Source organism: Streptomyces prunicolor, from assembly GCF_045162825.1.
Taxonomy (GTDB): Bacteria; Actinomycetota; Actinomycetes; order Streptomycetales; family Streptomycetaceae; genus Streptomyces; species Streptomyces prunicolor.
Genome location: NZ_CP108676.1, coordinates 3,400,940 through 3,426,184, shown reverse-complemented (window position 1 = coordinate 3,426,184; position 25,245 = coordinate 3,400,940). Strand labels below are relative to the sequence as shown.

The window sequence follows — 25,245 nt, the reverse complement described above, 5'->3', positions numbered from 1 at the left end:
CGGTAGTCACGTGGTCACGCGACCATTGCCCGTGCAACCCTCTATGGCTAGCCTGTGTTCGTTATCCCGATCGTCAGTTGAAATTTCGAACACGACACTTAGAAGGGGGCCGGTTGTGGGACGACTCGTACCTGCCGTGACCCGGGCTCTCGATATTCTCGAGCTCTTCCTCGACGGGGACGGGACGCTCTCCGCCCCCGACATCGTGCGCAAGCTGCAGCTGCCGCGCACGACCGTGCACGAACTGGTCACCACCCTCGCCGCCCGGTCGTACATCGTGCCGGTGCCGGGACAACCCGGACGTTACCGGCTCGGGGTCCGTCCGTACCAGCTCGGGAGCCGATACGCCGAGCAGCTAGACCTCGCCGCCGAGGGGCAGCAGGTCGCCCGGTCCGTCGCCGAGACCTGCGACGAGACCGTGCACGTGGCGATCCTCGAAGGCACCGACGTCATCTACATCGCCAAGGTCGACTCCACGCACGCGGTGCGGATGGTGTCGGCGGCCGGGCGGCGGCTGCCCGCGCACTGCACGTCCGTGGGCAAGATGCTGCTGGCGTCTCTTCCCGAGCCGGAGCTGAGCGCGCGTATCCCCGCGGATGTGTCGTTGGCCGCGATGACGCCGAACAGCATTGTCGAGCCGGGGGCGCTGCGGGAGGCTCTTGCCGAGATCCGGGAGCGGGGGGTCGCGGTCGAGAGCCGTGAGTCGAACCCGGATGTGTCGTGTGTCGCGGCGCCGGTTCGGGACCGTACGGGACAGGTCGTAGCCGCTCTCTCCATCTCCGTTCCGATGATTCGGTGGAGCGACGAGCGGCGGGTCGAGCTGGAGCAGCTTGCCGCGAAGGGTGCGGTCGAACTGTCGGAGCGGCTTGGGCATCGGAGTGTGGGATGACGTACGAGGTGGCGGTACGGGCCGAGGCGACGCTCGGTGAGGGGCCGACGTGGGACGCGGCGGCGGGGCGGTTGATCTGGATCGACATCCTCGGGTCCCGGGTGTACACGTACGACCCCTCGTCCGGGGTTCGTACGGTGCGGGTGACCGAGCAGCACGTGGGTGCGGCCAAGCCTCGGGTCGGTGGGGGGCTTGTCCTCAACCTCCGGGACGGGATCGGGCTTGTCGATCCCGACGGGGAGTTCCGGTGGTTGCATCGGGAGCCTGTTGCCGGGCGGCGGGCCAATGACGCGGCCGTCGCGCCTGACGGGGCGCTGTGGGTGGGGACGATGCGGTACGACGAGGCGGCGTGCGGGGGGTCGTTGTCCCGTGTCGCCGGGGACGGTTCTGTTCAGCTGATCCTTGATGACGTTGCTGTGAGCAACGGGACGGGGTGGAGCCCGGACGGGCGGTTGATGTACTACATCGACTCGCCCACCCGTCGGATCGATGTGTTCGAGTATGCGGACGGGCGGGTGTCGAAGCGGCGGCGGTTCGCTGAGGTCGAGGTTGGCGCGGGGTTTCCTGATGGGCTGACTGTTGATGCCGATGGGTGTGTGTGGGTGGCGTTGTGGGGTGGGAGCGCGGTGCGGAGGTATACGCCGGACGGGGAGTTGGAGCGGGTTGTTTCGTTGCCTACGTCGCTTGTCACCGCGTGCGCGTTCGGGGGTGCGGATCTCACTGACCTGTACGTGACGACGGCTCGGGTGGGGCTCAAGTCACCGCATCCTGTTGCCGGTTCGCTGTTGGTTGTGCCGGGGGCGGGGAAAGGGTTGGCGCAGCCTGCGTTTGCCGGGTGAGGTTCGGTTTTTGGGTGCGGGAGCGTCGTGGCTGGTCGCGCAGTTCCCCGCGCCCCTAAAAGCAGCTCGGCTGGCGTACGGTCAAAGCTGGCCAGTGCTTGGGCCGGGCGCGCCCGCGCGGCGGAGCCGCACATTGATACAGCCCCGCGCCGCTAAAAGACTCGGCTGGCGTACGGTCCAAGCTGGCCAGTGTCTTGGGCCGGGCGCGCCCGCGCGGCGGAGCCGCATAGTGATGCAGCCCCGCGCCCGTAAAGACCTCAGTTCCCTGAACTGCCCAGCTCAGCCAGCGTCTCTCGTTCCGCCGGTGTCAGGGGTGGGCCTGAAAGAGGAGGCAGGAGTGGGCCGTTGAGGGCTGCCCACAGCGTGCCGGGGTGCAGCAGCGTGGACGCGTCTGCCTCCATGCTCGTGACCGTTGCCAACGCTGACGCCGCCGCGTACGAACCCGTTGCCGACTTGAGCAGGCGGCGGGAGTAGCGCGTGATCAGGCGGTCCGCTGTCGTGGGGGCGGGGCCCTTGGTGTTGGGGTACCAGATGTCCTGGCCCACTGCCATGGCCCAGGCGCCTTCCACCGAGGGGGCCACCGCGTGTTGGACCTTGGTGGAGAGGGTGGGGGCGGTGAAGCCCTCTTCGTTCAGTTCGCGGGACAGGGTCTGGGCGCCCAGTGCCGCGACCGACATGCCTTGTCCGTAGGCCGGGTTGAAGGTGGCCAGGGCGTCGCCCAGGACGACCAGGCCGGCGGGCCAGTTCTGGACCTTCTCCAGGTAGCGGCGGGCGTTCTGCGTGCTGTGGCTGGTGTGGACGTCCGTCAGGGGTTCCGCGCCGGAGATCAGGCGGGCGAGGATCGGGTGGGGCAGGTCGCGCATGTACTGGGCGAAGCCGGCCGGGTCCGCGGGTGGTTCGGCGCCCCGCGTGCCGGCGAGGCTCACCATCCAGCGGTCGCCCTCGATGGGCAGGACCATTCCCGCGCGGCCGGGGAGGGACACGTAGGGGTTCGCCTGGAGGACCGTGAGGGGGAAGTGCTCGGCGCCCTCGGGGCGGCGGTAGATGCGGGTCGCGTTCACCAGGCCCGAGTCGACCGTGCGTTCCTCGATGCCGGTCACACCGAGGGTCTCCAGCCAGTGGACTATGCGGGAGCCCCGGCCGCTCGCGTCCACCACGAAGTCGGCGTCAAGGTCCGTCTCTCCGGCGGTCGTTGAGATGCGGACGCCGGTGACTCTCCTTGTGTCGCCGAGGAGTTGCAGGGCCTGGGCCTTGCGGATCTCGGTCTTCGTCTCGGCCAGGATCGTCTCGCGGACCACCCAGTCCAGCAGCGCGCGGCTACAGGTGAGCATCCGGGGACCCTCGTGCCGCCAGCGGCGCAGCCAGCCCTCCGGAGTCAGCGCCAGCATGCCCGAGTTGAGGGATATCTCGTGGGCGCCCGCGTCGAGCAGCCGTCCGCGCACGCTCACGCCGGGGACGAGGTCCTCCATCGCGGTCAGGCCGCCGGACATCAGCAGATGCGCGTGGCGTCCCTGCGGGAGACCCTTGCGGTGCTCCGGGCCGTCGGGCAGCTCGTCCCGGTCCAGCACGATCACCTCGTCCGCGTGGACGGACAACGCGGCCGCGGCCAGCAGGCCGGCCAGTCCGGCACCGATGACGACAGCTCTCCGCGACATGGGGCTCCTCAAGTCAGCCAGGAAACAGGGGTGTTGGGGCACGCAGCGGTCAACAGGGGCTGGGTCAACGGGGGGTGGCCTTCACCGTACCCTGCGGTATGGCCGCAGCGACACGGGACCTGGCCAGCGCCCGCGCCAACTCGACCAGCCCGCAGGTGTCGGAGACCTCCGTGGCGTAGAGCCGGTAGGTGCTCGGGGTGCCGAAGGGCTCCTCGCGGGCGGCGGCGCGGCGGGCGGCGTCGGCCACCATCGCCGCCTCGGCGACCACCCGGGCCTCGTGCGCGGAGCGGCCCTCGTGCAGGGCGGCCTCGCGGGTGCGTTCGCGCAGCCGGTCGTCGAAGTACGGGGCGAGGGCCAACAGGCTGTCGTGGATGGACACTTCACGCCAGTGCAGCCGCATCCGGGGCAGCTGCCAGAGGGCGCTGGGCGGCTTCGGGGCGAGGGACGCGAAACGGACCTCCGACCACAAGGGGCCGAGCCCGCGCAGATCGTCGAGGTAGCGCCAGTGCGCGCGGGCCATGGGCAGCAGCCGCGGCAGGGCGAAGCCCGCGGAGCAGGTCAGGGCGGCCAGCGAGGCCATCCGCGGGGCGACACCGGTGGAGAGGAAGTCGAGGTCGTGGCCGGTCCAACGGGCCACCACCGCCGTGTACTTGGTGAGCTGGAAGCCGACCACGTCCAACATGGTGCCGATCAGGATCAGTTGCAGCCCGGTCCGCAGCAGCCCGGTGACCTCCCGGGACCAGGAGACGCACACCGCGCACATGGCGAGGGTGGCCGCGCTGTGCCCGAGCAGATAGAGCACGATCATCTCGCGCATGTAGGGCGTGTTGGCGTAGTACGTGTCGAGGTCGGTGAGCCGCTCGGTGCTCGGGTCGGCCAGCGCGAACAGCACGACGATGGCGACGATCAGCGCGGCGTAGGCGGCCATACCGCGCAGCACCATGCGGCGGATCCGGGCGGGGGAGCCGCCCCGCCACTGGAACAGCAGGACCAGCAGGGAGCAGCTGTACGCGGAGACCATGCCGTAGGTGAGGGGGGCGCCGAAGTTCGCGATGCCGGTCAGGCCGTTGACCGCGCTCAGGGTCGGCGGCGCCGCGCAGACCAGGCCCAGCGAGCCGAGGACGATCGCCGCACAGGTGGAGACGGTCAGCGGGTCGAGCGGGGCGCGCGAGGGCCGGACCAGCAGGGCGGTGCAGGACAGCCCGAAGACGGCGGCGGCGAGATACACCATGAGGCTCATGCCCGCGAACTCCCTTCCGTCGTGCCGGTGCGGACCCGGGCCGCGGCGACGAGCGGGGACCGGGTGAGCGCGTCGGCGATGTGCGGGAGGAGGGCGGTGCCGGGGGCCCGGTCGGGGAGCCCGCCCGGTTCGTCGGCGGAGGTGAGGTGCGGGTCGCCGTCCTCGTCGTCGGTGTCACGGCTGCGCTCCTCGGCCACGGCCGCGGCGACGACCGCCGCCCACGCGGTCGCCTCGGCCTGCTCCGGGTCGCCCGTCGTGCGCGCCGCGGCCTGCGAGGTCCGCTCGTACAGGGCCCGGTCGAAGAACACGTCGAGGTGGCCGAGCGCGTTGTGGATGCTCGTCTGCCGCCACACCAGCCGGGTCGCGGGGGAGGACCAGCGCGGCCGGGGCAGCCGTAACGCACGGCGGGTGAGCAGTTCGTCCAGCTCGTGCTCCAGCGGCTGGAGCCGGGCGTACGTGCGCCTGGCCTGCCACCACTGGGACAGCTGGGGGCCGCCCAGCGGGATCAGCACCCCGATGACGATGAGGACAGCGCTCAGTCCGGCGGCGGCCGGCGAGACCTTCGTACCGAGTTTCGTCCAGTCCAGGCCGCACCAACTGGCGATCACCGCCGCGAGCTTGGTCAGGCTGTACCCCGCGCCGAACAGCGAGCCGACGCCCAGCGTGAGCAGCCCCGCGCGGAGCCAGCCGTGCACCTGCCGGGCCCAGCGCAGCGACGACACCGTGGTGACACTGACGGCGGCGAGGTGCCCGGAGAGATACAGCACGATCATCTCGGTGATGAACGGCGTCCGCGCGTAGTAGGTGTCCAGGTCGGTGCGCCGCTCGACCGGGGTGTGGCCGAGCGTGAACATCACGGCGATACCGACCAGGACGAGGGTGTACGCCACGATCCAGCGGCGGGCGGTGCGGTGGACGTGCGGTCCGCCCCGCCAGTAGACGATCAGGACCTGGGAGGAGGCGCTGTACGCGGTGATCGACGCGTACGTCAGCGGGGCGGCGAGGTTCGTGATGCCGCTGAAGTGGTTGATCGCGCCGACGGTGGGCGGCGCCCCGAGGAAGAAACAGGTCCCGGCGAGGCCGAGGAGCACACAGATGACCCGGAGATAGGGGTCGCGCCAGTGACGTATCAGATCCGGGGCCTTCACCAGCAGACCCAGCCACAGCAGGCCGCAGCTCAGGTAGTTGATCGTGCCGCTCATTTTCTGGTCCCGCGATAGTTGAGAGCGGCTCCGATACGCCCGGCGAGCCCGGCCTGCGTACCGTCGTCCGCCACGGCGGGATCGAGCGCGGAGTCCGAGGTCACCGCGGCCTCCAGCCAGGGCCGCAGCCGTCCGCTCATCAACATGCCGAACCTGTCCGCCTCTTGCTCGTCGGCGAGGCTGAAGTCGGTACGGGCGGCGACCGGTCGGGGGCTGCCGTCGGCGGTCGGCTCACGTGTGGGGTCGGCGGTGCGCTGGTGCATGTGCCACACCTCGTGGCAGAAGATCACGATCTGGTGCCAGGCGGCGGCCCGTTTGTCGATGACGATGACGTCGTAGGTGTCGCCCTCCAGCCATAGCCCGCTGGCGGTGTGCGGCGGGAACACCTCGCGGCGCACGACCACTTCACGCCCTCGCCAGCGCGTGACGGAGTCGACCAGCGCGTCGAACAGGGCCTCGGGCTCGGCGGGGACCGGAACGCGCAGGGGATCGATGAGGGCACCGGCGAACCGGCGCATCTCCTTCTTCGTGCGCACCGCTGCAATATGCCAGGACATACGTCGACTCAGCCACCCGCCGGGTTCGCGTGCACGGTACCGGCCGGTTCCGTCGCGCCGGCCCCCGTCCCGCCGCCCCGCACCATCGCGCGCACCGCGTCGATCGCGTCGCGCCGGCGCAGGGCCCGGGAGAGGGAGCCGATCTCCTGGAGGAGGTCGGCGGTGTCGGGGTGGCCGGTGCCGGTGCCGGCGCCGTGGAGCGCGGGGCGGCCGGCGGAGTCGACGGCGTCCAGGATCGCCACCGCCGCCGCGAGGGCCTTCGCCCGGCGCGGTGTGCAGCCGAGGCGGAGGGCGGCGCGCTGGGCGCGGCAGCGGAGGTCCTCGTCGAGGTGGCGGGCGAGCGGGAGGAGCACGTCGCGGATGTACGTCTCCCGCCGGGTCAGCCGCAGTTCGGGTGCGGCGAACAGCAGGAAGGGAACGCCCTCGCCGTCGACGGTGCGCATCAGGACGTAGAGCGGACGCAGTCGGTGGTGGGCGAGGCGGACGCGCAGGCGGTCGTGCAGGTACTGGCCGGTGTGCGGCAGGATGAAACCGACGGCGGTCAGGACGGCGGCGAGGCAGGCCGCGCACGGGGCGATGTCCGTGCTGAGGGTGTCGAGATCGTGGCCGGTCCAACGGGCCACTACCGCCGTGAGTTTGGCGAGATCGAACACGAGGTCCAGCGCGTAACCGGCACCCAGGGACGTCAGTCCCCAGCGCAGCCAGCCGTGCAGCCCGTCGGCGCGCACCCAGTTCCAGATGAGCCGCACGGTGATCAGTACGGCCACGGTGTGCGCGAGCAGATAGAGCAGGATCTCCTCGCGCATGAATGGCGTGTTGGCGTAGTACGTGTCCAGGTCCCGCACCCGCTCCACGGGCACGTCGGCGAGGGCGAACAGCACCCACAGCGCCACGATCACACCCGAGTACACGGAGATGACCCACCGTCTGGCACGCCGGGTCGCGTTCGAACGGTCGGGCAGCCCGTCGCGCCAGGCGACAAGGAGCAGTAACCCGGCCCCGCTGTACGCCATGAGCAGCGAATACACCCACGGCGCCGAGAAGTTGGGCATACCGGTGACCCGGTTCGTCCAGACGATGACCGACGGCGTCACGGACACGAACAGCGCACAGGCCAGCAGCAACAGCCCGCCGACCGCCCGTAACAGCGGCTCCCGCCACAGCCGGATGACGGCCGGCAGCTTCAGCGCGAGAGCGGCGGCGAGGACCCCGGTGGGGATCCACGCGAAGGACCCGTACAGCTCGCCGAGAAAGGTCGTCACCACGTCGTACGCTCCCCCCTTCCCACCGTCCGCCGCACAAGCCGGTCCGAGGTTACGCGCCCACAACTGCCAACGTCATGTCATCCGGTGGCCGATGTGGGACCGGGAACGACCGCTGTGTCCGGAAATCGCCCCCGAGAATGAACTGTGCAGAGTGTTCAACCCATTGACGCGCAAGCGCTTCGATTTTACGGTCCCGTTCGAAGTTGCGAGCGACATTCGATATTTCGAACACGACAGGATCTCTACAGCAAGGGCAGGCAATGGGACGACCTGACCTGAATCGCAGGCACCTACTGGCCACGGCGGGCGGCCTCGCGGTCGCGGGCAGCCTCGCCTTCGCCGCTCTCGGCACCGGCGCCGACGCGCTCGCCTCCGGCGCGGACACCCGGGTGCGCTACTGGAACCTCTTCAGCGGCGGCGACGGCGCCAACATGATCGCGATGCTGGACGCCTTCCGTAAGGAACACCCCGGCATCGACGTGAAGGACTCCACCCTCCAGTGGGGCAACCCCTTCTACACGAAGCTCGCCATGGCCGCGGCGGGCAATCGCGCACCGGAGCTAGGCGTCATGCACATGGGCCGGGTCGCGGGCTTCTCACCGGGTCGGCTCCTCGACCCCTGGGACGAGGGCCTCCTCGCCAAGTACGGCGTGCGCAAGGCCGATTACCACCCCGCGCTGTGGAACCGCGGTGTCATCGACGGCAAGTTGTACGCCCTGCCGCTCGACGTCCACGTACAGCTCTGCTTCTACCGCAAGGACGTCCTGAAGAAGGCGGGCCTGCTCGGCGACGACGGCCGGATGGTCCAAGTCGCCTCCACCGACGAGTGGTTCGACGTCCTGAAGAAGGCCAAGGCGGTCCAGAAGAAGGGCCTGCAGACCATCGGCCTGTGGACCAACGACCAGAACTTCCAGTGGTGGTTCTTCGTCGCCTTCTACACCCAGCTCGGCGGCGCGTGGTTCGACGACGGCAACACCCAGGTCCTCTTCGACGCCGACAAGGCCACCCAGGTCCTGGAGTTCTTCCGCAGGCACGTCACCGACGGATACGTCATCCCGGGCGCACCGACCGGCGAGCAGTTCATCAACGGCGCCCCCTTCACCTGGGAGGGCGACTGGTCGGTACCGGTCTTCTCCGGGGCGAAACTCGACTACGGCGCGACCCCGTTGCCGCCTGTCTTCGGCAAGCAGGCCACGCACGCCGAGTCGCACTCCTTCGTCCTGCCGCACCAGGCGGGCCGCGGCGGCGCCACCAACGAGGCCGCGCACGAACTGGCCGCGTACGTCGTCACCCACGCCCTGCAGTGGGCGGCCGGCGGCCACATCCCCGCGTACACGCCGACGCTGTCCACGGCCGCGTACAAGAAGCTCACCCCGCAGAACGAGTACGTCTCCGCGATGAACCACCAGGCCACCGAGCCGAAGGTGTGGTTCGCGGGCTCCACGGGCGTTCTCGCCCAGGATCTCGGCCCCCTCGTCGTCTCCTCGACGATGGGCTCCGCCAAGCCGGCCGCCGTCGCGCGGACCATGAAGAACCACCTCACCAAGCTCCTCGCCTCGAAGAACCCGATGGACGGCAGGACCGCCGCACAGGGAGGTGCAGCCGCATGACGACCAGTGCCGGGACCGTCATCGCCCCGGCGCGGGCGAGGACCGCCACCGCCATCGCGACCGTCCGCCGCAACCAGGGCTTCCAGCACGGGGGTTGGTTCGTCGCCCCGTTCCTGGCGCTCTTCGCCCTGTTCGTCGTCTGGCCGCTGCTGCGCGGCGTCTACCTCAGCCTCACGGACGCCAACATCTCCGGCGACGGCGCGAACTTCATCGGCCTCGACAACTACCGCGAGGCCCTGCACGACCGGGCGATGTGGGACGCGCTCGGCCACAGCGCGTACTTCACGCTGCTCGTCGTACCGTGCATCACCGTCCTCGCCTTCCTGCTCGCGATGCTCGCGCACCACATCGAGCGCGGAAAGTGGCTGTGGCGGCTGTGCTTCTTCGCGCCGTTCCTGCTGCCGTCGACGGTCGCGGGCAACATGTGGCAGTGGCTGTTCACCCAGGGAATCGGCCTGTTCAACGAGACCTTCGGACTCACCACACCCTGGCTGACCGACAAGTCCTACGCGATGCTCGCCATCGTCATCGAGACCCTCTGGTGGACGGTCGGCTTCAGCTTCCTCCTCTACCTCGCCGCGCTCCAGGGCATCCCCGACCACCTCTACGAGGCCGCCAAGCTCGACGGCGCGAACGCCTGGCACCGCACGGTCCACATCACGCTGCCGATGCTGCGCCACATCACCGGCCTGGTGATCGCGCTCCAGGCACTCGCCTCGCTCCAGCTCTTCGACCAGGCCGTCGTGATGATGGACTTCGGCCCCGGACCCGAGCTGAGCACCCGCTCCTTCGTCCAGTACACCCTCGAACAGGGCTTCACCAGCTACCGCGTGGGCTACGCCTCCGCGATGTCCGTCATCTTCTTCGTGATCATCGCCGCCGTAGCCCTCGCCCGGACGGCACTGCTCCGCAACCGTGAGGAGGGCACCCGATGAGCACCACCCAGATACGGCTGAAGCCCCTACGGACCGAGCCCCGCAAGCCCTGGACACCCAGCCAGATCGTCCTCACCCTCCTCGGCATCGCAGTCTCCGCCCTCTTCGTCGCGCCGATCGCCGCGGCCCTGTTCACCTCGCTCAAGTCGGAGACCGAGGCAGCCGAGATCCCGCCGCACTGGCTACCGAAGGTCTGGACGACCCAGGCCTGGAAGGCCCTCTGGAAGACCGGCAACATCACGAACTGGTTCGTCAACTCCCTAGTCGTCTCGATCCTGGTGACGGCCATCGTGGTCACTGTCGCCGCCCTCGCCGGATACGGCTTCGCCCGCACCGAGTTCAAGGGCAAGACCGTCCTGATGGGCGTGGTGATGGCGGGCCTGATGATCTCCCCGGCCGTCCTCGGCGTCCCCCTCTTCACCACCGTCCAGCAGATGGGGATGGTCGACACCTACTGGGGCATGATCCTGCCCCAGTGCGCGCCCGCCGCGATGGTCTACATCCTGTACAAGTTCTTCCAGGGCATCCCCCGCGAACTGGAGGAGGCCGCCTTCATCGACGGCGCCGGCCGCTGGCGGATCTTCTTCACCATCGTCGTCCCGCTCTCCCGCCCCTCCCTCGCGGCGGTCGGCATCTTCACCTTCATCGCCTCGTGGAACAACTTCCTGTGGCCGTACATGGTGACCAACAACCCCGACCTGATGACCATGCCGAACGGCATCGCGACCGTCATGAACTCCTACGGCATCCAGTGGGCCCAGCTCATGGCCGGCGGTCTCATGGCGGGCCTGCCGCTGATCATCGTCTTCGTCTTCTTCCAGCGCCAGATCGTCGCGGGCGTGGCCCACACCGGTCTGGCCGGCCAGTAACTCACCTTCGGAGGTACTGAGTTGAAGCACTACAGACTGGCGACCCTGCTCGCCGCAGCAGCGATCGCGATCCTCCCCGCCACGGCCGGGGCCGCCGTCACCTACCCCGACCCACAGCCCATCACCGGCCAGCAGATCATCCACGACCCCACGGTCATCGCCCTCAAGTCCGGTGGCTACGTGGCCTATTCGACCGGCGGCGTCATCGGCGCCCGCACCTCCAAGAACCGCGTCCAGTGGGACGACGCGGGCAACGCCTTCGCCGCGCCCCCGAGTTGGTGGTACGACTACAGCTCGACCGGCGATCCCTGGGCCCCCGACCTCTCCTACCGGGACGGCCGCTACTGGCTCTACTACGCCGTCTCCTCCTGGGGCACCAACCACTCCGCGATAGGCGTGGCGACGTCCCCCACCGGCCTCCCCGGCACCTGGACCGACCAGGGCAAGGCCTTCACCTCGGAGACGACGGACGCCTGGAACGCCATAGACCCCGCGCTGATCACCGCGGACGGCAAACTCTGGATGGCGTTCGGCTCGTACTGGACGGGCATCCGCATGGTCGAACTGAACCCCGCCACAGGTAAGGCGATCCCCGGCGCAACGGTCGCCCAGCTGGCGACCCGCCCGGACGCGCCGTATGCGGTGGAGGGCGCGTATGTGCTGAAGCACGGCCCCTATTACTACCTCTTCGCGTCGTACGACGCGTGCTGCGCAGGTGTGAACTCCACCTACAAGATCCGGGTCGGGCGCTCGACGTCGATCACGGGCCCCTACGCGGACAGCACGGGCAAGTCGATGCTGGCGGGCGGCGGGGACCTACTCCTCGCAAGCCACGGCCGCTACATAGGCCCAGGCGGAGAATCCATCTTCCGAGACAAAGGTAAGGATGTCTTGGCATACCACTACTACGACGGCGAGGATTCAGGCACACCAAAGCTAGGGCTAAACACCCTGAGCTGGACAAACACCGGCTGGCCAAAGGTCTTTTAGCTTTTAGGGGCGCGGGGCTGTATCGATATGCGGCTCCGCCGCGTGAGCGCGACCAGCCACGACGCACCGGCAGACAAATCTCAACCCCCGGAAGGAAGCAATGCGCACCGCCCGCTTCACCCTCGACCCCGCCTTCACAGTCGGCGAAGTCAACCCCCGCCTCTTCGGCTCGTTCGTAGAACACCTCGGCCGCTGCGTATACACCGGCATCTTCGAACCGACCCACCCCACCGCAGACGAACAGGGCATCCGCCAAGACGTCCTCGACCTGGTCCGCGAACTCGGCGTCACCACCATCCGCTACCCCGGCGGCAACTTCGTCTCCGGCTACAAGTGGGAAGACTCGGTAGGCCCCGCAGGGGATCGCCCCCGCCGCCTCGACCTGGCCTGGCGCTCGACGGAGTCCAACCGCTTCGGCCTCTCCGAGTACATCGCGTTCCTGAAGAAGTTGGGCCCGCAAGCAGAACCGATGATGGCGATCAACTTGGGCACCCGGGGCGTAGCCGAGGCCCTGGAACTCCAGGAGTACGCCAACCACCCCGCCGGCACGACCCTCTCCGAGCAGCGGATCACCCACGGCGACAAGGACCCCTTCGGCATCAGGGTCTGGTGTCTCGGCAACGAGATGGACGGCCCCTGGCAGACGGGCCACAAGACCGCCGAGGAGTACGGCAGGATCGCCGCCGAGACGGCCCGCGCGATGCGCCAGATCGACGCCGGTGTCGAACTCGTCGCCTGCGGTTCCTCCTCCCAGGCCATGCCGACCTTCGCCGAGTGGGAGTCGACGGTCCTCCAGGAGACGTACGACCTGGTCGACTACATCTCGCTGCACGCCTACTACCAGCCGACCGACGGCGACCTCGACTCCTTCATCGCCTCCGCCGTCGACATGGAGTCCTTCATCGAGAACGTGGTCGCGACCGCCGACCACGTGGGCGCCCGCCTCAAGTCGAAGAAGAAGATCAACCTCTCCTTCGACGAGTGGAACGTCTGGTACACGTCGGACTGGGAGGAGCAGGCGAAGAACGCGGACCCCGCCGACTGGCCGGAGGCCCCGCGCCTCCTGGAGGACAACTACAGCGTCATGGACGCGGTGGTCTTCGGCTCGCTCCTGATCGCCCTGCTCCGGCACGCCGACCGCGTCACCGTCGCCTGCCTCGCCCAGCTCGTCAACGTCATCGCGCCGATCATGACCGAACCGGGCGGCCCGGCCTGGCGGCAGACGACGTTCTTCCCCTTCGCGCAGGCCTCGAAGCACGGCCGCGGCCAGGTCCTCGACGTCCGCGTCGACTCCCCGAAGCAGGAGACGCAGAAGTACGGCGAGGCCGACCTGCTGCACGCCACCGCGGTGCGCGGCGAGGACGGCTCGGTCACGGTGTTCGCCGTCAACCGAAGCCGCACCGAGTCGCTCCCGCTCGAAGTCGGCCTGAACAGCCTGGACTTGACGTCGGTCGTCGAGCACAGCGCCCTTGCGGACGCCGACCCGGACGCCCGCAACACCCTGGCCGACCCGGAGCGGGTGGCCCCGCACGAGGTCGAGGGCACCACCCTCCAGGACGGCACCCTGACCGCCGTACTGGAGCCGCTGTCCTGGAACATGATCCGGATCAGCTGAACCGAAACAGAGCCCTGAACCCCATGGGTGTCAGCGGCCGGGCGAGGCCACCGGCGAAACCGGTACTCCTCCGGCCGCACTCCCCAACAGCGTCAGCCGTACGTCCTTCGGGCCCGCCGGTGTGGTGCCGTCGGACAGGACGGCCAGGGCGAGTGTGTTGGCGCCACGTGTGCGGAGGATCCCGTTCGGCAGGGCGAAGGTGTGCTGCGGGCCCACGTCGTTGATGTACTGGCCCATGTTCCAGCCGTTGAGGAAGATCTGGACGCGGTAGGCACGCGCCGGGTCGTCGTCGAGGACGAGGCCGATCGAGGCGTCGATGCCGGTGTCCACGGCGAGCTGGAAGCTGGTCCGGTACCAGGCCACGCCCTGCCGCTTGTCGGCGCGGGGGAGCGTGACCGCCTCCCAACCAGCGTCCGCGTACCCCGGCAGATGCCAGCCCTCCCGCTCGCCGTACAGCCCGCCGTTGTTCTGCGGCCCGCGCACGGGATCGGGTGCGGCCTCGCCCTGGAGTCGCCAACTCACCTTCGGGGAGGCGCCCTTGAAGGTCGCCGCCGTCAGGCCGCGGGCCACCTTGTGGGTGTCGAGGGCCTTGCCGTCCTGGTCGTGCTGCATCCGCCGCACCAGCACGGACAGGACATGCGGACCGGCCGCGCGCAGTTTCGCGGGCTTCTCCGGGACGGCGAGGGTCGCTTTCGCCGTCCAACTTCCCTGCCGCACACTGCTGTTGGTCGGTACCGGCATCCGGTGGGTGCCGAGCGGTTCGCCGTCGAGCCAGGCCATCAGCAGCCCCTGGGTGCCGGTGCTGTAGGCGAGGGTCAGCGACTCAAGGTCGTCGGCCGTGGTCGTCGTGAACCGGCCCCGGTACCAGACGTCGCCGTAGTGGAAGCCGTAGTCGTCCGCGAAGAGCAGTGGCTGCCCGGAGGGGATGGCCGTCGTGCTGAACGTCGACGTCTTGTTCGCCGCCGTCCACTTGGAGTCGTCGAAGGCGACCGCGGCCTCCTGGTTCTCCACCTTCCGCCGCCAGCCGTCGAGCGCGGGGAGCGGTACCGCGGGCACACCGGGCAGCAGCGCGTCCGGGTTCGAGCGCAGGCTGCCCGCGTTGGTGACGGTCGCGGGCACGGGCCGCCCGTTCCAGGTGACCGCGGTGATGCCGCGCGGGCCCCACACCTCCACGCCGGTCTCGGCGATGGTGTCGCCGGTGAGCTGGGCGGTCGTGTCGCTGATCGTGGCCCCGCGGAGCAGCGCGGGGCCGTAGACCAGGGCGGTGCCCGAGCCGGTCTCGTACGGCCACAGGCGTACGGAGGTGGCCTCGTCGGCGAAGAGCAGGACGAGGGGGTTGTCGACGCCGCCGGCCTGGACGAGGACCCGGGTCAGACCGCCGATGCCGAGCGGGACGGTGACGTGCAGGAGACCGCGGTCCCACACCCACGCGGCCTGCTCGTCGAGCCGGGTCACCACCGGCTCCTCCGGGCACTCGACGACGACGTGGGCCATCTCGCCGCGCTTCCCGGCGAACACGGCGAGGTCCTGCCGACCGGTGCTGAGGGACATCATCGGCGTGACCGTCGAGTACCTCAACTTGCGCCCGCCGAGGGCGAGTTGGGTGACGAGGAGACGGGCGTCCTGGGCCGGGACGGTGACCTCGATGTCGTCGGTCGCGGTCGGCAGCGTCGAAGTGACCTCCTTCGTGCTGTCGTTGCGCAGGACGTAGACATGGGCGCCGGTGTCGGCGTTGGTGAGGTGGTAGGTCTTCAGGCCGTCCACCGCGACGTCCGCCGCCTTGTCCAGCTTGGCGAAGTCGGGCACGGTCCGCAGCAGATGGCCGAGTTGGTGCATCGGGACGAGCTTCGCGGTCGGATTGCGGCCCTCGTCGAAGGCGGCGCCGTAGTCGTACGACGTGTAGACGACCGGCGCGGGCAGCCAGCCCCACGAGGTGCCGCCGAAGGTCATGTAGACGTTGTGCAGGGTGAGTCCGTTGGCGAGGTTGGTGAGGTAGAAGCGCCGTTCGTACGCCGCGTCACGCGTCCGGCGCGACTCCGCGTACCCCTTGCCGTCGAACCAGGACCCGCCCCACGGATCGAACCAGCCGCCGCCGAACTCCGGCACGAAACCAGGGGTCTTGGGGCTGGCGGTGGCCCCGCCCTTCGCCCCGCCGATCCCGAAGTGCCCCCAGTCCGGCGGCGGTTGGGACGGCGTCGGATACCCGTCGAAGCCGTACAGCCAACCGCCCTTGTCCGCGCCGGTGTCGAAGGACCCGGGGGTCCAATAGCCGTTGCGGCCCTTGTCGTTGTGGAACAGGGGGACGTCGATGCCGTCGGCGCGCACCTTCTTGTACAGGTGGGACATGTAGTCGCGGCCGGTGGGCTCGGTGACGTGGGCGTCGTACTCGTTCTCGATCTGGTAGAGCAGGACCGTGCCCGTGCCCTGGGTGAACAGGTGCTGGGAGACGATGGAGTTGACCTGCGTCAGCCACTCGTCGACGTGTGAGAGGTACGTCGGGTCGGCCGTCCTCGCGGTGCCCTTGGTGGCGGTCAGCCAGCCCGGGAAGCCGCCCGCGTCGATCTCCGCGTTGATGTACGGGCCAGGGCGCAGAATGACGTAGAGGCCGGTCTCGGTGGCCATGCGCAGGAACAGGTCGAGGTCCCGGATGCCCGTGAAGTCGTAGTGGCCCTGGGCGGGGGAGTGGTAGTTCCACGAGACGTAGATGCTGACGGCGTTGTAGCCGAAGGCGCGCATCTTCTGCAGGACGTCGCGCCACAGGGACGGGCTCGGCAGCCGGAAGGGGTGCATCTCGCCCGACCACAGGACCAGGCGTCTGCCGTCGACGATCAGGGAGTAGCGGTCGTAGCCGATCGTGTGCGGCTGCCCGTCCGCGCCCGGTGGGGCGGGGGGCGGGCCGGTCGGCACGACGTGTGCGGCGTACGCGTCCTGGGGGGCGGCACTGCCGCCGCCCAGCGCGAGGCCGAGCGCGGCCGTCCCCGCGAGGGTGCTGAAGGTACGCCTGCTCAGCTCCACTGGAAGCTCCTCCCGGGTCCGGTCCGTCGGCGGCACGTGCGAAGCCATTTTCCGTGGTGGTCCAGGGAGGCTGTCGTGCGGGGCCATTCTCTACGCCGGAACGGACCACAATGGACGCATGAGGATCTCGGCACGGGCGGATTACGCGGTACGGGCGGTACTGGAGCTCGCCGTACGGGGTGACGACGGCCTTGTGCCGGACGGTCCGGTGAAGGCCGAGACCATCGCCACCGCGCAGGACATCCCGCACAAATTCCTGGAGGGAATTCTCGGCGACCTCCGGCGCGCCGGGATCGTCGACAGCCGGCGCGGCGGGGGCGGCGGCTACCGGCTGGCCCGCGCCGCCGGGGCGATCACCGTGGCGGACGTCATCCGCGCAGTGGACGGCCCGATCGTGTCCGTGCGCGGCGAGCGCCCCACCGGACTCTCCTACACCGGCACCGCCGAACCCCTCCTCCCTCTGTGGATCGCGCTGCGCGCCAACGTCCGCAAGATCCTGGAGGGCGTCACGGTCGCGGACATCGCGGCGGACGCCCTCCCGGAACCGGTACGGCGGTTGGCAGCGGAACCGGCGGCCTGGGAGAACCCGTAGGACCGTCGGTTCGGCCGCTCGGCGCCCGGGTCAGCGGTTGGTGAGCCTGCCGTTGAAGGTCTTGCCGGTCTTGGTGACGGCCGCCTGTATGAGCTGGTCCTTGACGACCTTCTTGCCGAAGGCCCGCACCTGAGGAGTGGCGGTCCAGACCGTGGAGCTGTTGGCGATGGCCCCCTTGACGACGGCCTTCGGCTTGGACGCCTTGACCACGACGGCGGCGTTGACGTTCTTCAGGGCGACCTTGGCGTGGGCGTTCTTGTTCTTGGCGCTGCCGCGGGTCTCGAAGCTGACCGTGATGGCCTCGGTGGTGACCGGGATGCCGTAGATCCGCTCGGAGACGGTGAAGGTCAGGGTGGCGGTCGCGGCCTTGTCGCCGGCGATACGGGACGTGACATCGGTGACCAGCTGGACGTCCTGGTCGTAGCTGTTGACGATGTGCAGCCGGTGGCCGATGAAGTACACCAAGACGACCATGGTCCGGCGGTCGTTCATCCGGCAGCAGTGGGCCACCGTGCCGACCAAGCTCGGCTCGGTGTCGGGGTGCGAGTACACCAAGGGCTACAAGTACAAGGGGGACAACCGCGGCTTCTCCTCGAAGGTGACCGGCCCGTCGTTCCGTGCCGGCCTGCGGGGGGTCGTGTACTGGACGAAGTCGGCGTACGACCTCTTCCCGGAGACCGGCTGGACGCAGGTCTACAACGCCAAGACGGGCAAGTTCGTGGCCAAGCGGAAGGCGTCCACGAAGAAGATCGACTTCACCACGAAGACGCGCTTCGACGGCAAGACCCGTGCCGTGCACGGCCAGATCGAGGCCACCGACCCCTTCTGCCCGAAGACCGGCGTGAAGCGGGCCGGGATCGGCGTGTACTACGACGCGCGGCTCGCCCGCAACGGCGACTTCTACGTGTCGGGCAAGTACCGCCAGGCCCCGGACAGCGAGATGTACCTGTACGGGTACACCAGCGCGACCAAGCACTCCACGAAGGCCGTGCACCAGTCGAGGATGAAGAGCCTGCTGTGCCTGTCCCAGCCGATGTGCGAACTCGGCACCATCGGCAACAACGGCGGCTACTGACCCCGGGCCCGCTCGGCGGAGCGGGCAGAGGACAATGATCGTGGGACGGGCCGCTGTTGGGCGGCGGCCCGTCGACGAAAGGGGGAGTGACGTGACTGTCACCTGGCGCGGGGCCGTCCGCTACGCGCTCACCGTCGTTGTCCTGTCCTGGCTGATCGGCGCCGGCGTCGACCTGGCGTGGCAGGCCGCCACCGGTGGCCTCGGAGCGTGGGCGTCCTTCTGGCTGAAGGACCCGGGGAACTGGGTCTTCCTGGTGTGCGGCACGGCAGCCCTGACGCTGGCCCGGCGGCTGCTGGCGCCCCTGCCGCGCTGGCGCGTGGTCGTGGTCGACGGATCCGTGTACCTGCTGGCCCTGCTGCTCACCGCCGGGCTGTCGGCGTGGGCCACGGGCGACGAGGCGCCGGCGGACGCGGCGTTCGTGGTGGCGATCTACGCCCTGTTCACCCTCCAACTGCCCGCGGCCTGGGCGCTGGGCGCGTGGCGGTCGCGGGACCTGGAGGTCGTACTCAGCGCGGTCGCCGCGGAGGACACCCGCAGGGACGTGCGCGAGCGGTGACGACGACTCGACGCGCGTGCGTGACCGTGGCCGCCGCGTGCGCGGTCCTCGCGGGCTGCTCCTCACCGGCCCCGATCAGCGACGCAAGCCCCGGCGATCCGCTCACCCGGACCTTCAAGGAGGGCAAGCGTCCCGCCGTGGCGGATCTGGCCGGGACCTCGTTGGACGGCGAAGCGATCCGGCTCTCCGACTACCGCGGCAAGGTGGTCCTGCTCAACGCCTGGGCGTCCTGGTGCGGTCCCTGCCGGGCGGAGGCGCCCGAGCTGAAGAAGGTCCAGCAGGAGTGGGGCGGGCGCGGGCTGCGGGTGCTGGGGCTCGACAACGACGGGAACCGTTCCGCCGGTCTCGCGTTCCAGAAGGCCCACGGCCTGGCCTATCCGTCCCTGCACGATCCGTCGAGCAAGCAGGCGCTGCGGCTGCCGCGCGGCCTGGTGAACACACAGGCGCTGCCGTACACGATCGTCATCGACCCGACGGGGAAGGTGGCGGCGACGCGGATGGGCGCGGTGACCCGCGACCAGCTCGCGAAGATCGTCGAGCCGTTGCTGCCGAAGTAGCAGTACGGGACATCGGCTGCCGCCCTGGCGTACTCGGTCGGCGCCCATCGCCGGGAGAGGGCGCCGGCGCCGACCGAGTCCGAGTCCGCCGAAGGGCGGCAGCCGGTAGGGGTGTGATCGGCGGATCCCGATCAGTGCTTCCTGGTCATCTGCCTCCAGTTCGACTTGTGCAAGGAAGCTACGGCCGTACCTGAAGAATTCCTTGGTGTGCCGCTGTGAAGGACCTGGGGACGGAACGGCCAACGGCCGCTTATTTCAACAGAGTTCACACACTGTGGAGAGAATGTGAAAGACGCGTCTGTGAATGGCCTGAGTTCGCGCTGACCGCTTCCTGTGGGGCTCCCTACGATGCGAGCGCGCCGTCGGTCTTCACAGGAACTTCATTGGTTCTTCAAAGACTTGGGGCGCAGCCACCCCCCCAACCCCAAGGAGAAACCATGCCTGGTGGGCTCCTCCTGAGCGGCGCCGTCGCCGCTCTTCTCACCACCGTGCTGCCCGCGCAGCACTCGTCCTCGCCCGTGTTCGACGACCCGCCCCCGGACAAGATCGTCATCAACGTCGCCACGGTGAACGGCTCGGGCTGCCCGCAGGGCACGACGGCGGTCGCCGTCTCCGAGGACAACACCGCCTTCACGGTGACCTACAGCGCGTACCTCGCCCAGGTCGGCGGCAACTCCGACCCCACGGCGTTCCGCAAGAACTGCCAGCTCAACCTGGTCGTTCACGTCCCGCAGGGCTTCACGTACGCCATCGCGAGCGCCGACTACCGGGGCTTCGCCTCGCTCCAGCGCGGCGCGAGCGGTGCGCAGAAGGCCTCGTACTACTTCCAGGGTTCGTCGAACACCACGAGCAAGAACCACCCCTTCAGCGGCCCCTACGACGACAACTGGCAGGCGAACGACACCACGGAGGTGGCCCAACTGGTCTGGGCGCCCTGCGGAGTTCAGCGCAACTTCAACATCAACACGGAGCTGCGGGTCAGCGCCGGTTCTTCGTCGTCCAGTGCGGTCAGCTTCATGACGATGGACTCGACGGACGGCGACATCAGCACGGTGTACCACATGGCGTGGGAGCACTGCCCGGGTTCCTGACGTGCGGTGCTGTGAGGTGACATGAGGAAGGGGTGGCCCGTCTCGCACCGCGGGCCACCCCTTTTTCGCGGGGGGATGTCAGCGCCGGGTCAGCTCTGGCTGACGCCCAGCGTCAAGGTGCCCGTGTAGCCGGACGAGGTCGAACTGCCCAGCGCCGTAAGGGTCATGAGCCCGGACGCGGCGCCTCCGTCGTCGTAGATGGAGTCCTGGGCGAGGGTGGTGCGGGTGACCGTGTTGGTCGAGTACGGCGAGACCGTGGCGACGGCCGTGGTGATGGTCTCGGCGATGAAGAGCTGGCCCGTGTGGAGTTCGCTGCCGCCGGTGAACGAGCCGTCCGAGGTGAGCGTGACGCCGGTGTGCACCTTCACGTGGATGTGAACACAGCGGCCTCGGTACCAACCGGGGTAGATGGTGGTGATGTTGGCGAGGCCGGCGGAGTTCGTCAGGACTCCGCCACGCAGGAAGGTGCCGTCGTCCGGCTCGCTGTGGCCGTTGTTGCCGACGTAGCCGGAGTACTCGCCGAGCGCGTCGCAGTGCCAGATCTCCACGAGTGCGTTGGGGATGACGGCGCAGGTGCTGTCGTTCACGACGGTGAGGGCGAGTTTGAGCGGGATGCCGGCCTTGCCTTCGGTGACGTCGGCGCGGACCAGGGCGCCGTCGAGGTAGTAGGGACCTTCGGTCATCTCCTTGGTGAGGGTGCAGACTGCCGCCGCCGCAGCGGGAGTTGTGTCCGCGGCGGTGGTGGTCGTGGGGGATGAGGGAGCGGCGGCGCCCACGGCCAGTACGGCGGCGGTGGTGCCGGTGGCGATCAGGACGGTACGGCGTCCGACCGAGGTGGGGGTGGCTCCATTGTTGTCTGTCATGGACACGGCACGCTAGGAGTGGAAGCTGTCGCTCGGCTGTGCGAACCGTAAAGTGATGGTCCGTCAAGTCCATTGCGAGACAGGCGAGTTACGGCGCTGTCACCGATCGGTCTACGGCGGCTGCTGTTGCCGGTCGCGCTACGACGGCTGCCACGGTCGCGCTACGACGGCTGCTGTCGGCGCCCGCCCTCTGTGAGCTCGGCGAGTTCGGCGAGCGTCGCCGCGATGGCCGGCAGGAGGTCGGCCGGGATGTGGTCGAGGACCCGGCGCCGGGCGCTGGCGAGGTGGGAGGGCTGCGCCGCGTGCATGGCGCGCAGCCCGGCGTCGGTGAGAACGGCCTCGCTGCCGCGGGCGTCCTGGCCGTGCCGTTCCTTGCGCACCAGGTCGTGCCGGGACAGACCGTCGATGATCCGCGTGACGCGCGGCGGGGTGACGCCGGAGGCCGCGGCGAGCGCGGACATGCGCATACGACGGTCGGGCGCCTCGCTGAGCAGCAGCAGGACGGCGAACTCGGTCATGGTCACGCCGGTGCGGGACATGTCCTGCTCCAGGGTGCGCGGCAGGGAGTGGACGAGACGGCCGAGGCTCTGCCAGAGCAGCAGCTCGTCGGCGCTCAGCGGATCGACGGTCGGTGGATCGGTGAGGGGGGTGGCGTCGGCGGCAGGGTCGGCGGTGGGGTCCATGCGGCCACTGTATTTGACTAGTTAAGCAAGTGGGTGCAATGGTTGCTTAACTAATTAAGTAAGAGGTGATCGTATGCATCCCGGAGCACCCGCACCGGACGGATTCGAGCACGCCGTCGCCGATGTCGCTGGTGTCCAACTCCACTACGTAGTGGGCGGATCCGGCCCCGCCGCGGTCCTCATCCACGGCTGGCCGTTCAGCTGGATCGAGTGGCGGGCGCTGCTGCCGCTGCTCGCCGCACGAGGCTTCACGGTGATCGCGCCCGACCTGCGCGGATCCGGCGACTCACAGATCCCGCCCGGCCACTGGACCAAGCGAGAGGAGGCCGAGGACCTGCACCGCCTGCTGAAGCACCTGGGCCACGACCGGGCCTTCGTGGTCGGCACCGACGTCGGCACGATGACCGCGCACGCCTGGGCCCAGGCCCATCCCGAGGACGTGGCCCGGCTGGTGCTCAGCGAGGCGTTCCTGCCCGGCTACGGCCTGGAGGAGCACATGAACCCCGCGACCGGCGGCTCATGGCACTTCGGCTTCCACGCCCAGAGCGACCTGGCCGCGATGCTCACCGCCGGCAAGGAGGAGCAGTACCTTTCCGGCTTCTGGTCGCTGATGACGAGCGGCGGCATCACCACCGCCGACCGAGCCGACCTCCTCCGCACCTACACCCGCCCCGACGCGATGCGCGGCGGCTTCGAGCACTACGCCACGCTGGTCGAGGACGGGAAGTCGGCCCGCTCCGGCGACCGCCTGACCATGCCCGTCCTCGTCCTGAACGGCGAACACGGCCTGCCCCAGGACGTGTTGCTGACCGGCGCCCGCGAGGCCGCGACCGACGTTCGCTACGACATAGTCCCGGGCGCCGCGCACACGTTCGCGGCCGACAACCCGGCCTGGACGGCGGACCGGCTGGCCCGCTTCTTCACGACCACTCCCGCCGCTTGAACCCGTCACCTCAACACGCCACCTGGGCCGGTCGCTTGACGTCGCCGATCGGTGTTCGTCATGACGCCGTCGCCTGGGCCGCGCACACCCTTGCGGCCGACAGTCCGGCTCGCCTGCTTCTTCACCACCCCCGGGCCGCCTGATCCCGTTGCCCGAACTCGCCGTCTGGGTCGGTCTGTTGACCCAGCCGCCTGGCAGGTGGCACGACACGGTGCCGTGGGCGGCGCACGCATTCGCGGCCGACAACCCGGCCCGGACCGCAGACCGCCGCGCCCGTTCTTCACCGCGACCCCCTGAACTCCCCACCCGAACCCGCAACTTGACCCCGCCGCCCGACGCGCGGCGCGACACAGCACACGGAGTACTTCTCATGCAGATCCTCGTCATCGGTGCCACCGGCTACGCGGGCCGCCGCGTCTCAGCCGCCCTCGCCCGCGCCGGACACACCGTCCTGGGCCTGGCCCGCGATACCTCCGCCCCCGCGGCCCACGCGCTCACGGCGGACGAAGTCACCCCGATCGAGGGCGACTTCGGCAAGCCGGAGACCTGGCGCGACCACCTCGACGGCACGGACGCGGTCGTCCACCTGCTGATGGACATGAGCGACCCGATCGGCGGCGACCAGCGCCTGTTCGCCGAACTGCGCGCCGCCCAGGAGCGCGACGGACGCAGCCGCCACCTCGTCTACACCACCGGCATCTCCGCCTACGGCCGCACCGGCCTGCCCCTCATGGACGAGAACACCCCCGGCAACCCCGAGAGCCCGATCGGCTTCCGCTTCGCGCTGGAACGGGAGTTGGCCGCCTCCGGCCTCGCCCACACCGTGGTCCGCCCCGGCTTCATGTACGGCGGTCCCGCGACCACGTCCATGACCGCCCAGTGGTTCGCCGCAGCAGAGGCGGGCACCCCCGTCTTCTACGGCGACCCCGCCAAGCGCTGGAGCTGGGTCCACGTGGACGACCTCGCCGACGGCTACGTCCGCATCCTCGACAACCCGGCCGCCGTGGACGGGGAGACCTTCGTCATCGCCGACGACCAGCGGCTGACCGCCCTGGACATGCAGCGCACCGCCGTACGCGCCGCGGGCCACACCGGCGAGATCGCCCTGGAGAGCGCGGAGGCCGGCGGCATGATGCAACTGGCCGCTGACCAGGACGAGTTGGTCACCAGCGCCAAGGCCCACCGCCTGCTGGGCTGGACCCCGCGCCACATCTCGTTCACGGACGCGCCCACCCGGCACTACCTCGCCTGGAAGGCGGCTCGGCCCGTCCGTACTCGGTAACTCGGACATGCGGTTGCTGCCCGGTGGGGGAAGACCGGATGGTGCCACCGCCGTCGTCACGGACCGTCGATCGCCGAGGTCCGCCACCGGGGAAGAACATCCGTGGCGATCCGGTCGACCACCGACCGCGGCGCGGAGAAGGGACCCTGCGCACGCGGCCACGGGGCGACGACATCGGTGAACCCCAACTCGTCGGCCCGGCCCAGGAAATCGTCGAAGCAGTCGGCCGACTGGATACTGAGCACCGGTGCGGCATCGGTCTGCAGCATCCGCCGGAACTCCGGATCGCCCTCGCGTCCGTGCGTCGCGAGGGCGGCCGTCATCCGGTCGCTCGCCTCCGAGACAAGACCCCACCACGCATCGAGCTGCTCCGACCTGCCTCCGATCGTCACCCACCCCTGCCTGTACCGCGCCGTGACGTGAAGCAGCCGCTGGTCCCGGGTGCGGGACATGACCGAAGATCGGCCGATGGAACCCTTCGACCCCCGACGCGCGGAACCCGGCCGCTACCCGCGACTTGAGGCCGCCCTCGCCACCGTCAACCGTGACCTCGCGGCAACCCTCCCCGACCAGCCACCCCTCGTGCTGATGGCCTGGGAGGAACAGGTCTACGTCGCCGTGTCCGACGGAACCTGGCACCACAACGGTCTCCAGGAACCGGACGGCGATGCCCTCGACGCCCTGGGCCCCGTCGCGGACGCGGCGCAGGAGACGCTGGCCGACCGGCTCTGGCTGGCCTGGCCGATGTGCCCGTTCCACCAGCTCGGCACGCATCTTCGCCCCGAGGGCACGGCGCCCGACTGGGACTGGGACGACGGCTGGAGCGGGCGTCTGGTGTGGTGGTGCCGGGGCGGTACGGCCGGCGGCGACTGCCATGACCTCGCGCCGGTGGGGGAACTCGCCGGCGTGACACAGCCGTAGC

At 69.6% G+C, this 25,245-nt stretch carries 25 protein-coding genes; 15 read left to right on the top strand and 10 right to left on the bottom strand.

Going from position 1 to position 25,245, the window contains the following annotated elements:
* The first annotated feature begins 115 nt into the window (after positions 1–115).
* Entirely contained in the window at positions 116–889 is a 774-nt protein-coding gene (locus tag OG588_RS15320) for an IclR family transcriptional regulator (protein ID WP_266856066.1), read from the top strand.
* Positions 886–1,728: an SMP-30/gluconolactonase/LRE family protein gene (locus tag OG588_RS15315; protein WP_405947764.1), complete on the top strand. Its 843-nt coding sequence runs from the start codon at positions 886–888 to the stop codon at positions 1,726–1,728. The genes OG588_RS15320 and OG588_RS15315 overlap by 4 nt, the downstream gene beginning before the upstream one ends.
* A 257-nt stretch (positions 1,729–1,985) precedes the next feature.
* Here OG588_RS15315 and OG588_RS15310 read toward each other — a convergent pair whose 3' ends face one another.
* The 5 genes from OG588_RS15310 to OG588_RS15290 form a co-directional block, all read right to left on the bottom strand.
* Positions 1,986–3,383 carry an NAD(P)/FAD-dependent oxidoreductase gene (locus tag OG588_RS15310; RefSeq protein ID WP_405947763.1) on the bottom strand — a complete coding sequence of 466 codons (1,398 nt, stop codon included), beginning with the start codon at positions 3,381–3,383 and terminating at the stop codon, positions 1,986–1,988.
* Between the two features lie 64 nt (positions 3,384–3,447).
* Positions 3,448–4,623 (bottom strand): MAB_1171c family putative transporter, encoded by a 1,176-nt coding sequence (locus OG588_RS15305; RefSeq protein WP_405947762.1) that lies wholly within the window; start codon positions 4,621–4,623, stop codon positions 3,448–3,450.
* Complete coding sequence (locus OG588_RS15300) at positions 4,620–5,825, bottom strand: MAB_1171c family putative transporter (RefSeq protein WP_405947761.1); 1,206 nt, start codon at positions 5,823–5,825, stop codon at positions 4,620–4,622. The genes OG588_RS15305 and OG588_RS15300 overlap by 4 nt, the downstream gene beginning before the upstream one ends.
* On the bottom strand, positions 5,822–6,361 hold the full coding sequence (locus OG588_RS15295) for a toxin (protein ID WP_405947760.1): 540 nt from the start codon (positions 6,359–6,361) through the stop codon (positions 5,822–5,824). The genes OG588_RS15300 and OG588_RS15295 overlap by 4 nt, the downstream gene beginning before the upstream one ends.
* A gap of 29 nt (positions 6,362–6,390) precedes the next feature.
* On the bottom strand, positions 6,391–7,647 hold the full coding sequence (locus OG588_RS15290) for a DUF6545 domain-containing protein (protein ID WP_405947759.1): 1,257 nt from the start codon (positions 7,645–7,647) through the stop codon (positions 6,391–6,393).
* A gap of 260 nt (positions 7,648–7,907) precedes the next feature.
* On the opposite strand from OG588_RS15290, the gene OG588_RS15285 reads away from it, so the two are divergent.
* The 5 genes from OG588_RS15285 to OG588_RS15265 all read left to right on the top strand — a co-directional run bounded on the left by OG588_RS15285 (position 7,908) and on the right by OG588_RS15265 (position 13,666).
* Positions 7,908–9,257: an extracellular solute-binding protein gene (locus OG588_RS15285; protein ID WP_405947758.1), complete on the top strand. Its 1,350-nt coding sequence runs from the start codon at positions 7,908–7,910 to the stop codon at positions 9,255–9,257.
* Positions 9,254–10,192, top strand: a complete 939-nt coding sequence (locus tag OG588_RS15280) for a carbohydrate ABC transporter permease (RefSeq protein ID WP_405947757.1) — start codon at positions 9,254–9,256, stop codon at positions 10,190–10,192. The genes OG588_RS15285 and OG588_RS15280 overlap by 4 nt, the downstream gene beginning before the upstream one ends.
* A complete protein-coding gene (locus OG588_RS15275) occupies positions 10,189–11,061 on the top strand; it encodes a carbohydrate ABC transporter permease (protein ID WP_405947756.1) in 873 nt (290 codons plus the stop codon). The genes OG588_RS15280 and OG588_RS15275 overlap by 4 nt, the downstream gene beginning before the upstream one ends.
* Before the next feature lie 21 nt (positions 11,062–11,082).
* Positions 11,083–12,051 (top strand): arabinan endo-1,5-alpha-L-arabinosidase, encoded by a 969-nt coding sequence (locus OG588_RS15270; protein ID WP_405947755.1) that lies wholly within the window; start codon positions 11,083–11,085, stop codon positions 12,049–12,051.
* A 100-nt stretch (positions 12,052–12,151) separates the two neighbouring features.
* Complete coding sequence (locus OG588_RS15265) at positions 12,152–13,666, top strand: alpha-N-arabinofuranosidase (protein ID WP_405947754.1); 1,515 nt, start codon at positions 12,152–12,154, stop codon at positions 13,664–13,666.
* A gap of 30 nt (positions 13,667–13,696) precedes the next feature.
* Here the strand turns inward: OG588_RS15265 and OG588_RS15260 are convergent, their stop codons facing one another.
* The gene (locus OG588_RS15260; RefSeq protein ID WP_405947753.1) at positions 13,697–16,681 is read right to left on the bottom strand and encodes a glycoside hydrolase family 35 protein; all 2,985 of its coding nucleotides are present in this window, start codon (positions 16,679–16,681) and stop codon (positions 13,697–13,699) included.
* 118 nt (positions 16,682–16,799) lie between these two features.
* Here OG588_RS15260 and OG588_RS15255 point away from each other — a divergent pair, with 118 nt between their 5' ends.
* Entirely contained in the window at positions 16,800–17,273 is a 474-nt protein-coding gene (locus OG588_RS15255) for an Rrf2 family transcriptional regulator (protein ID WP_019060284.1), read from the top strand.
* 30 nt (positions 17,274–17,303) lie between these two features.
* Here the strand turns inward: OG588_RS15255 and OG588_RS15250 are convergent, their stop codons facing one another.
* Positions 17,304–17,747 (bottom strand): hypothetical protein, encoded by a 444-nt coding sequence (locus OG588_RS15250; RefSeq protein ID WP_405947752.1) that lies wholly within the window; start codon positions 17,745–17,747, stop codon positions 17,304–17,306.
* On the opposite strand from OG588_RS15250, the gene OG588_RS15245 reads away from it, so the two are divergent.
* The 4 genes from OG588_RS15245 (at position 17,725) to OG588_RS15230 (ending at position 20,552) form a co-directional block, all read left to right on the top strand.
* On the top strand, positions 17,725–18,348 hold the full coding sequence (locus OG588_RS15245) for a hypothetical protein (RefSeq protein WP_405947751.1): 624 nt from the start codon (positions 17,725–17,727) through the stop codon (positions 18,346–18,348). The genes OG588_RS15250 and OG588_RS15245 overlap by 23 nt on opposite strands.
* A 91-nt stretch (positions 18,349–18,439) precedes the next feature.
* Positions 18,440–18,904, top strand: coding sequence for a hypothetical protein (locus OG588_RS15240; RefSeq protein WP_405947750.1), 465 nt, complete (start codon positions 18,440–18,442; stop codon positions 18,902–18,904).
* Complete coding sequence (locus OG588_RS15235; RefSeq protein ID WP_405947749.1) at positions 18,901–19,461, top strand: TlpA family protein disulfide reductase; 561 nt, start codon at positions 18,901–18,903, stop codon at positions 19,459–19,461. Before OG588_RS15240 ends, OG588_RS15235 begins: the two co-directional genes overlap by 4 nt.
* Positions 19,462–19,898: 437 nt before the next feature.
* On the top strand, positions 19,899–20,552 hold the full coding sequence (locus OG588_RS15230; protein ID WP_019060293.1) for a DUF4360 domain-containing protein: 654 nt from the start codon (positions 19,899–19,901) through the stop codon (positions 20,550–20,552).
* An 89-nt stretch (positions 20,553–20,641) separates the two neighbouring features.
* On the opposite strand, the gene OG588_RS15225 is transcribed toward OG588_RS15230, so the two are convergent.
* Positions 20,642–21,415, bottom strand: a complete 774-nt coding sequence (locus OG588_RS15225; protein ID WP_405947748.1) for an intradiol ring-cleavage dioxygenase — start codon at positions 21,413–21,415, stop codon at positions 20,642–20,644.
* Between the two features lie 161 nt (positions 21,416–21,576).
* On the bottom strand, positions 21,577–22,098 hold the full coding sequence (locus OG588_RS15220) for a MarR family winged helix-turn-helix transcriptional regulator (protein ID WP_405947747.1): 522 nt from the start codon (positions 22,096–22,098) through the stop codon (positions 21,577–21,579).
* Between the two features lie 73 nt (positions 22,099–22,171).
* On the opposite strand from OG588_RS15220, the gene OG588_RS15215 reads away from it, so the two are divergent.
* Both OG588_RS15215 and OG588_RS15210 read left to right on the top strand, forming a co-directional pair.
* Positions 22,172–23,041, top strand: coding sequence for an alpha/beta fold hydrolase (locus OG588_RS15215; protein WP_405947746.1), 870 nt, complete (start codon positions 22,172–22,174; stop codon positions 23,039–23,041).
* A gap of 370 nt (positions 23,042–23,411) precedes the next feature.
* Positions 23,412–24,323, top strand: coding sequence for an NAD-dependent epimerase/dehydratase family protein (locus OG588_RS15210; protein ID WP_405947745.1), 912 nt, complete (start codon positions 23,412–23,414; stop codon positions 24,321–24,323).
* Between the two features lie 56 nt (positions 24,324–24,379).
* Here OG588_RS15210 and OG588_RS15205 read toward each other — a convergent pair whose 3' ends face one another.
* Positions 24,380–24,715: a hypothetical protein gene (locus tag OG588_RS15205; protein ID WP_405947744.1), complete on the bottom strand. Its 336-nt coding sequence runs from the start codon at positions 24,713–24,715 to the stop codon at positions 24,380–24,382.
* A gap of 58 nt (positions 24,716–24,773) precedes the next feature.
* Here OG588_RS15205 and OG588_RS15200 point away from each other — a divergent pair, with 58 nt between their 5' ends.
* Positions 24,774–25,244, top strand: coding sequence for a hypothetical protein (locus OG588_RS15200; protein ID WP_405947743.1), 471 nt, complete (start codon positions 24,774–24,776; stop codon positions 25,242–25,244).
* The last annotated feature ends 1 nt before the right edge of the window (position 25,245 follow it).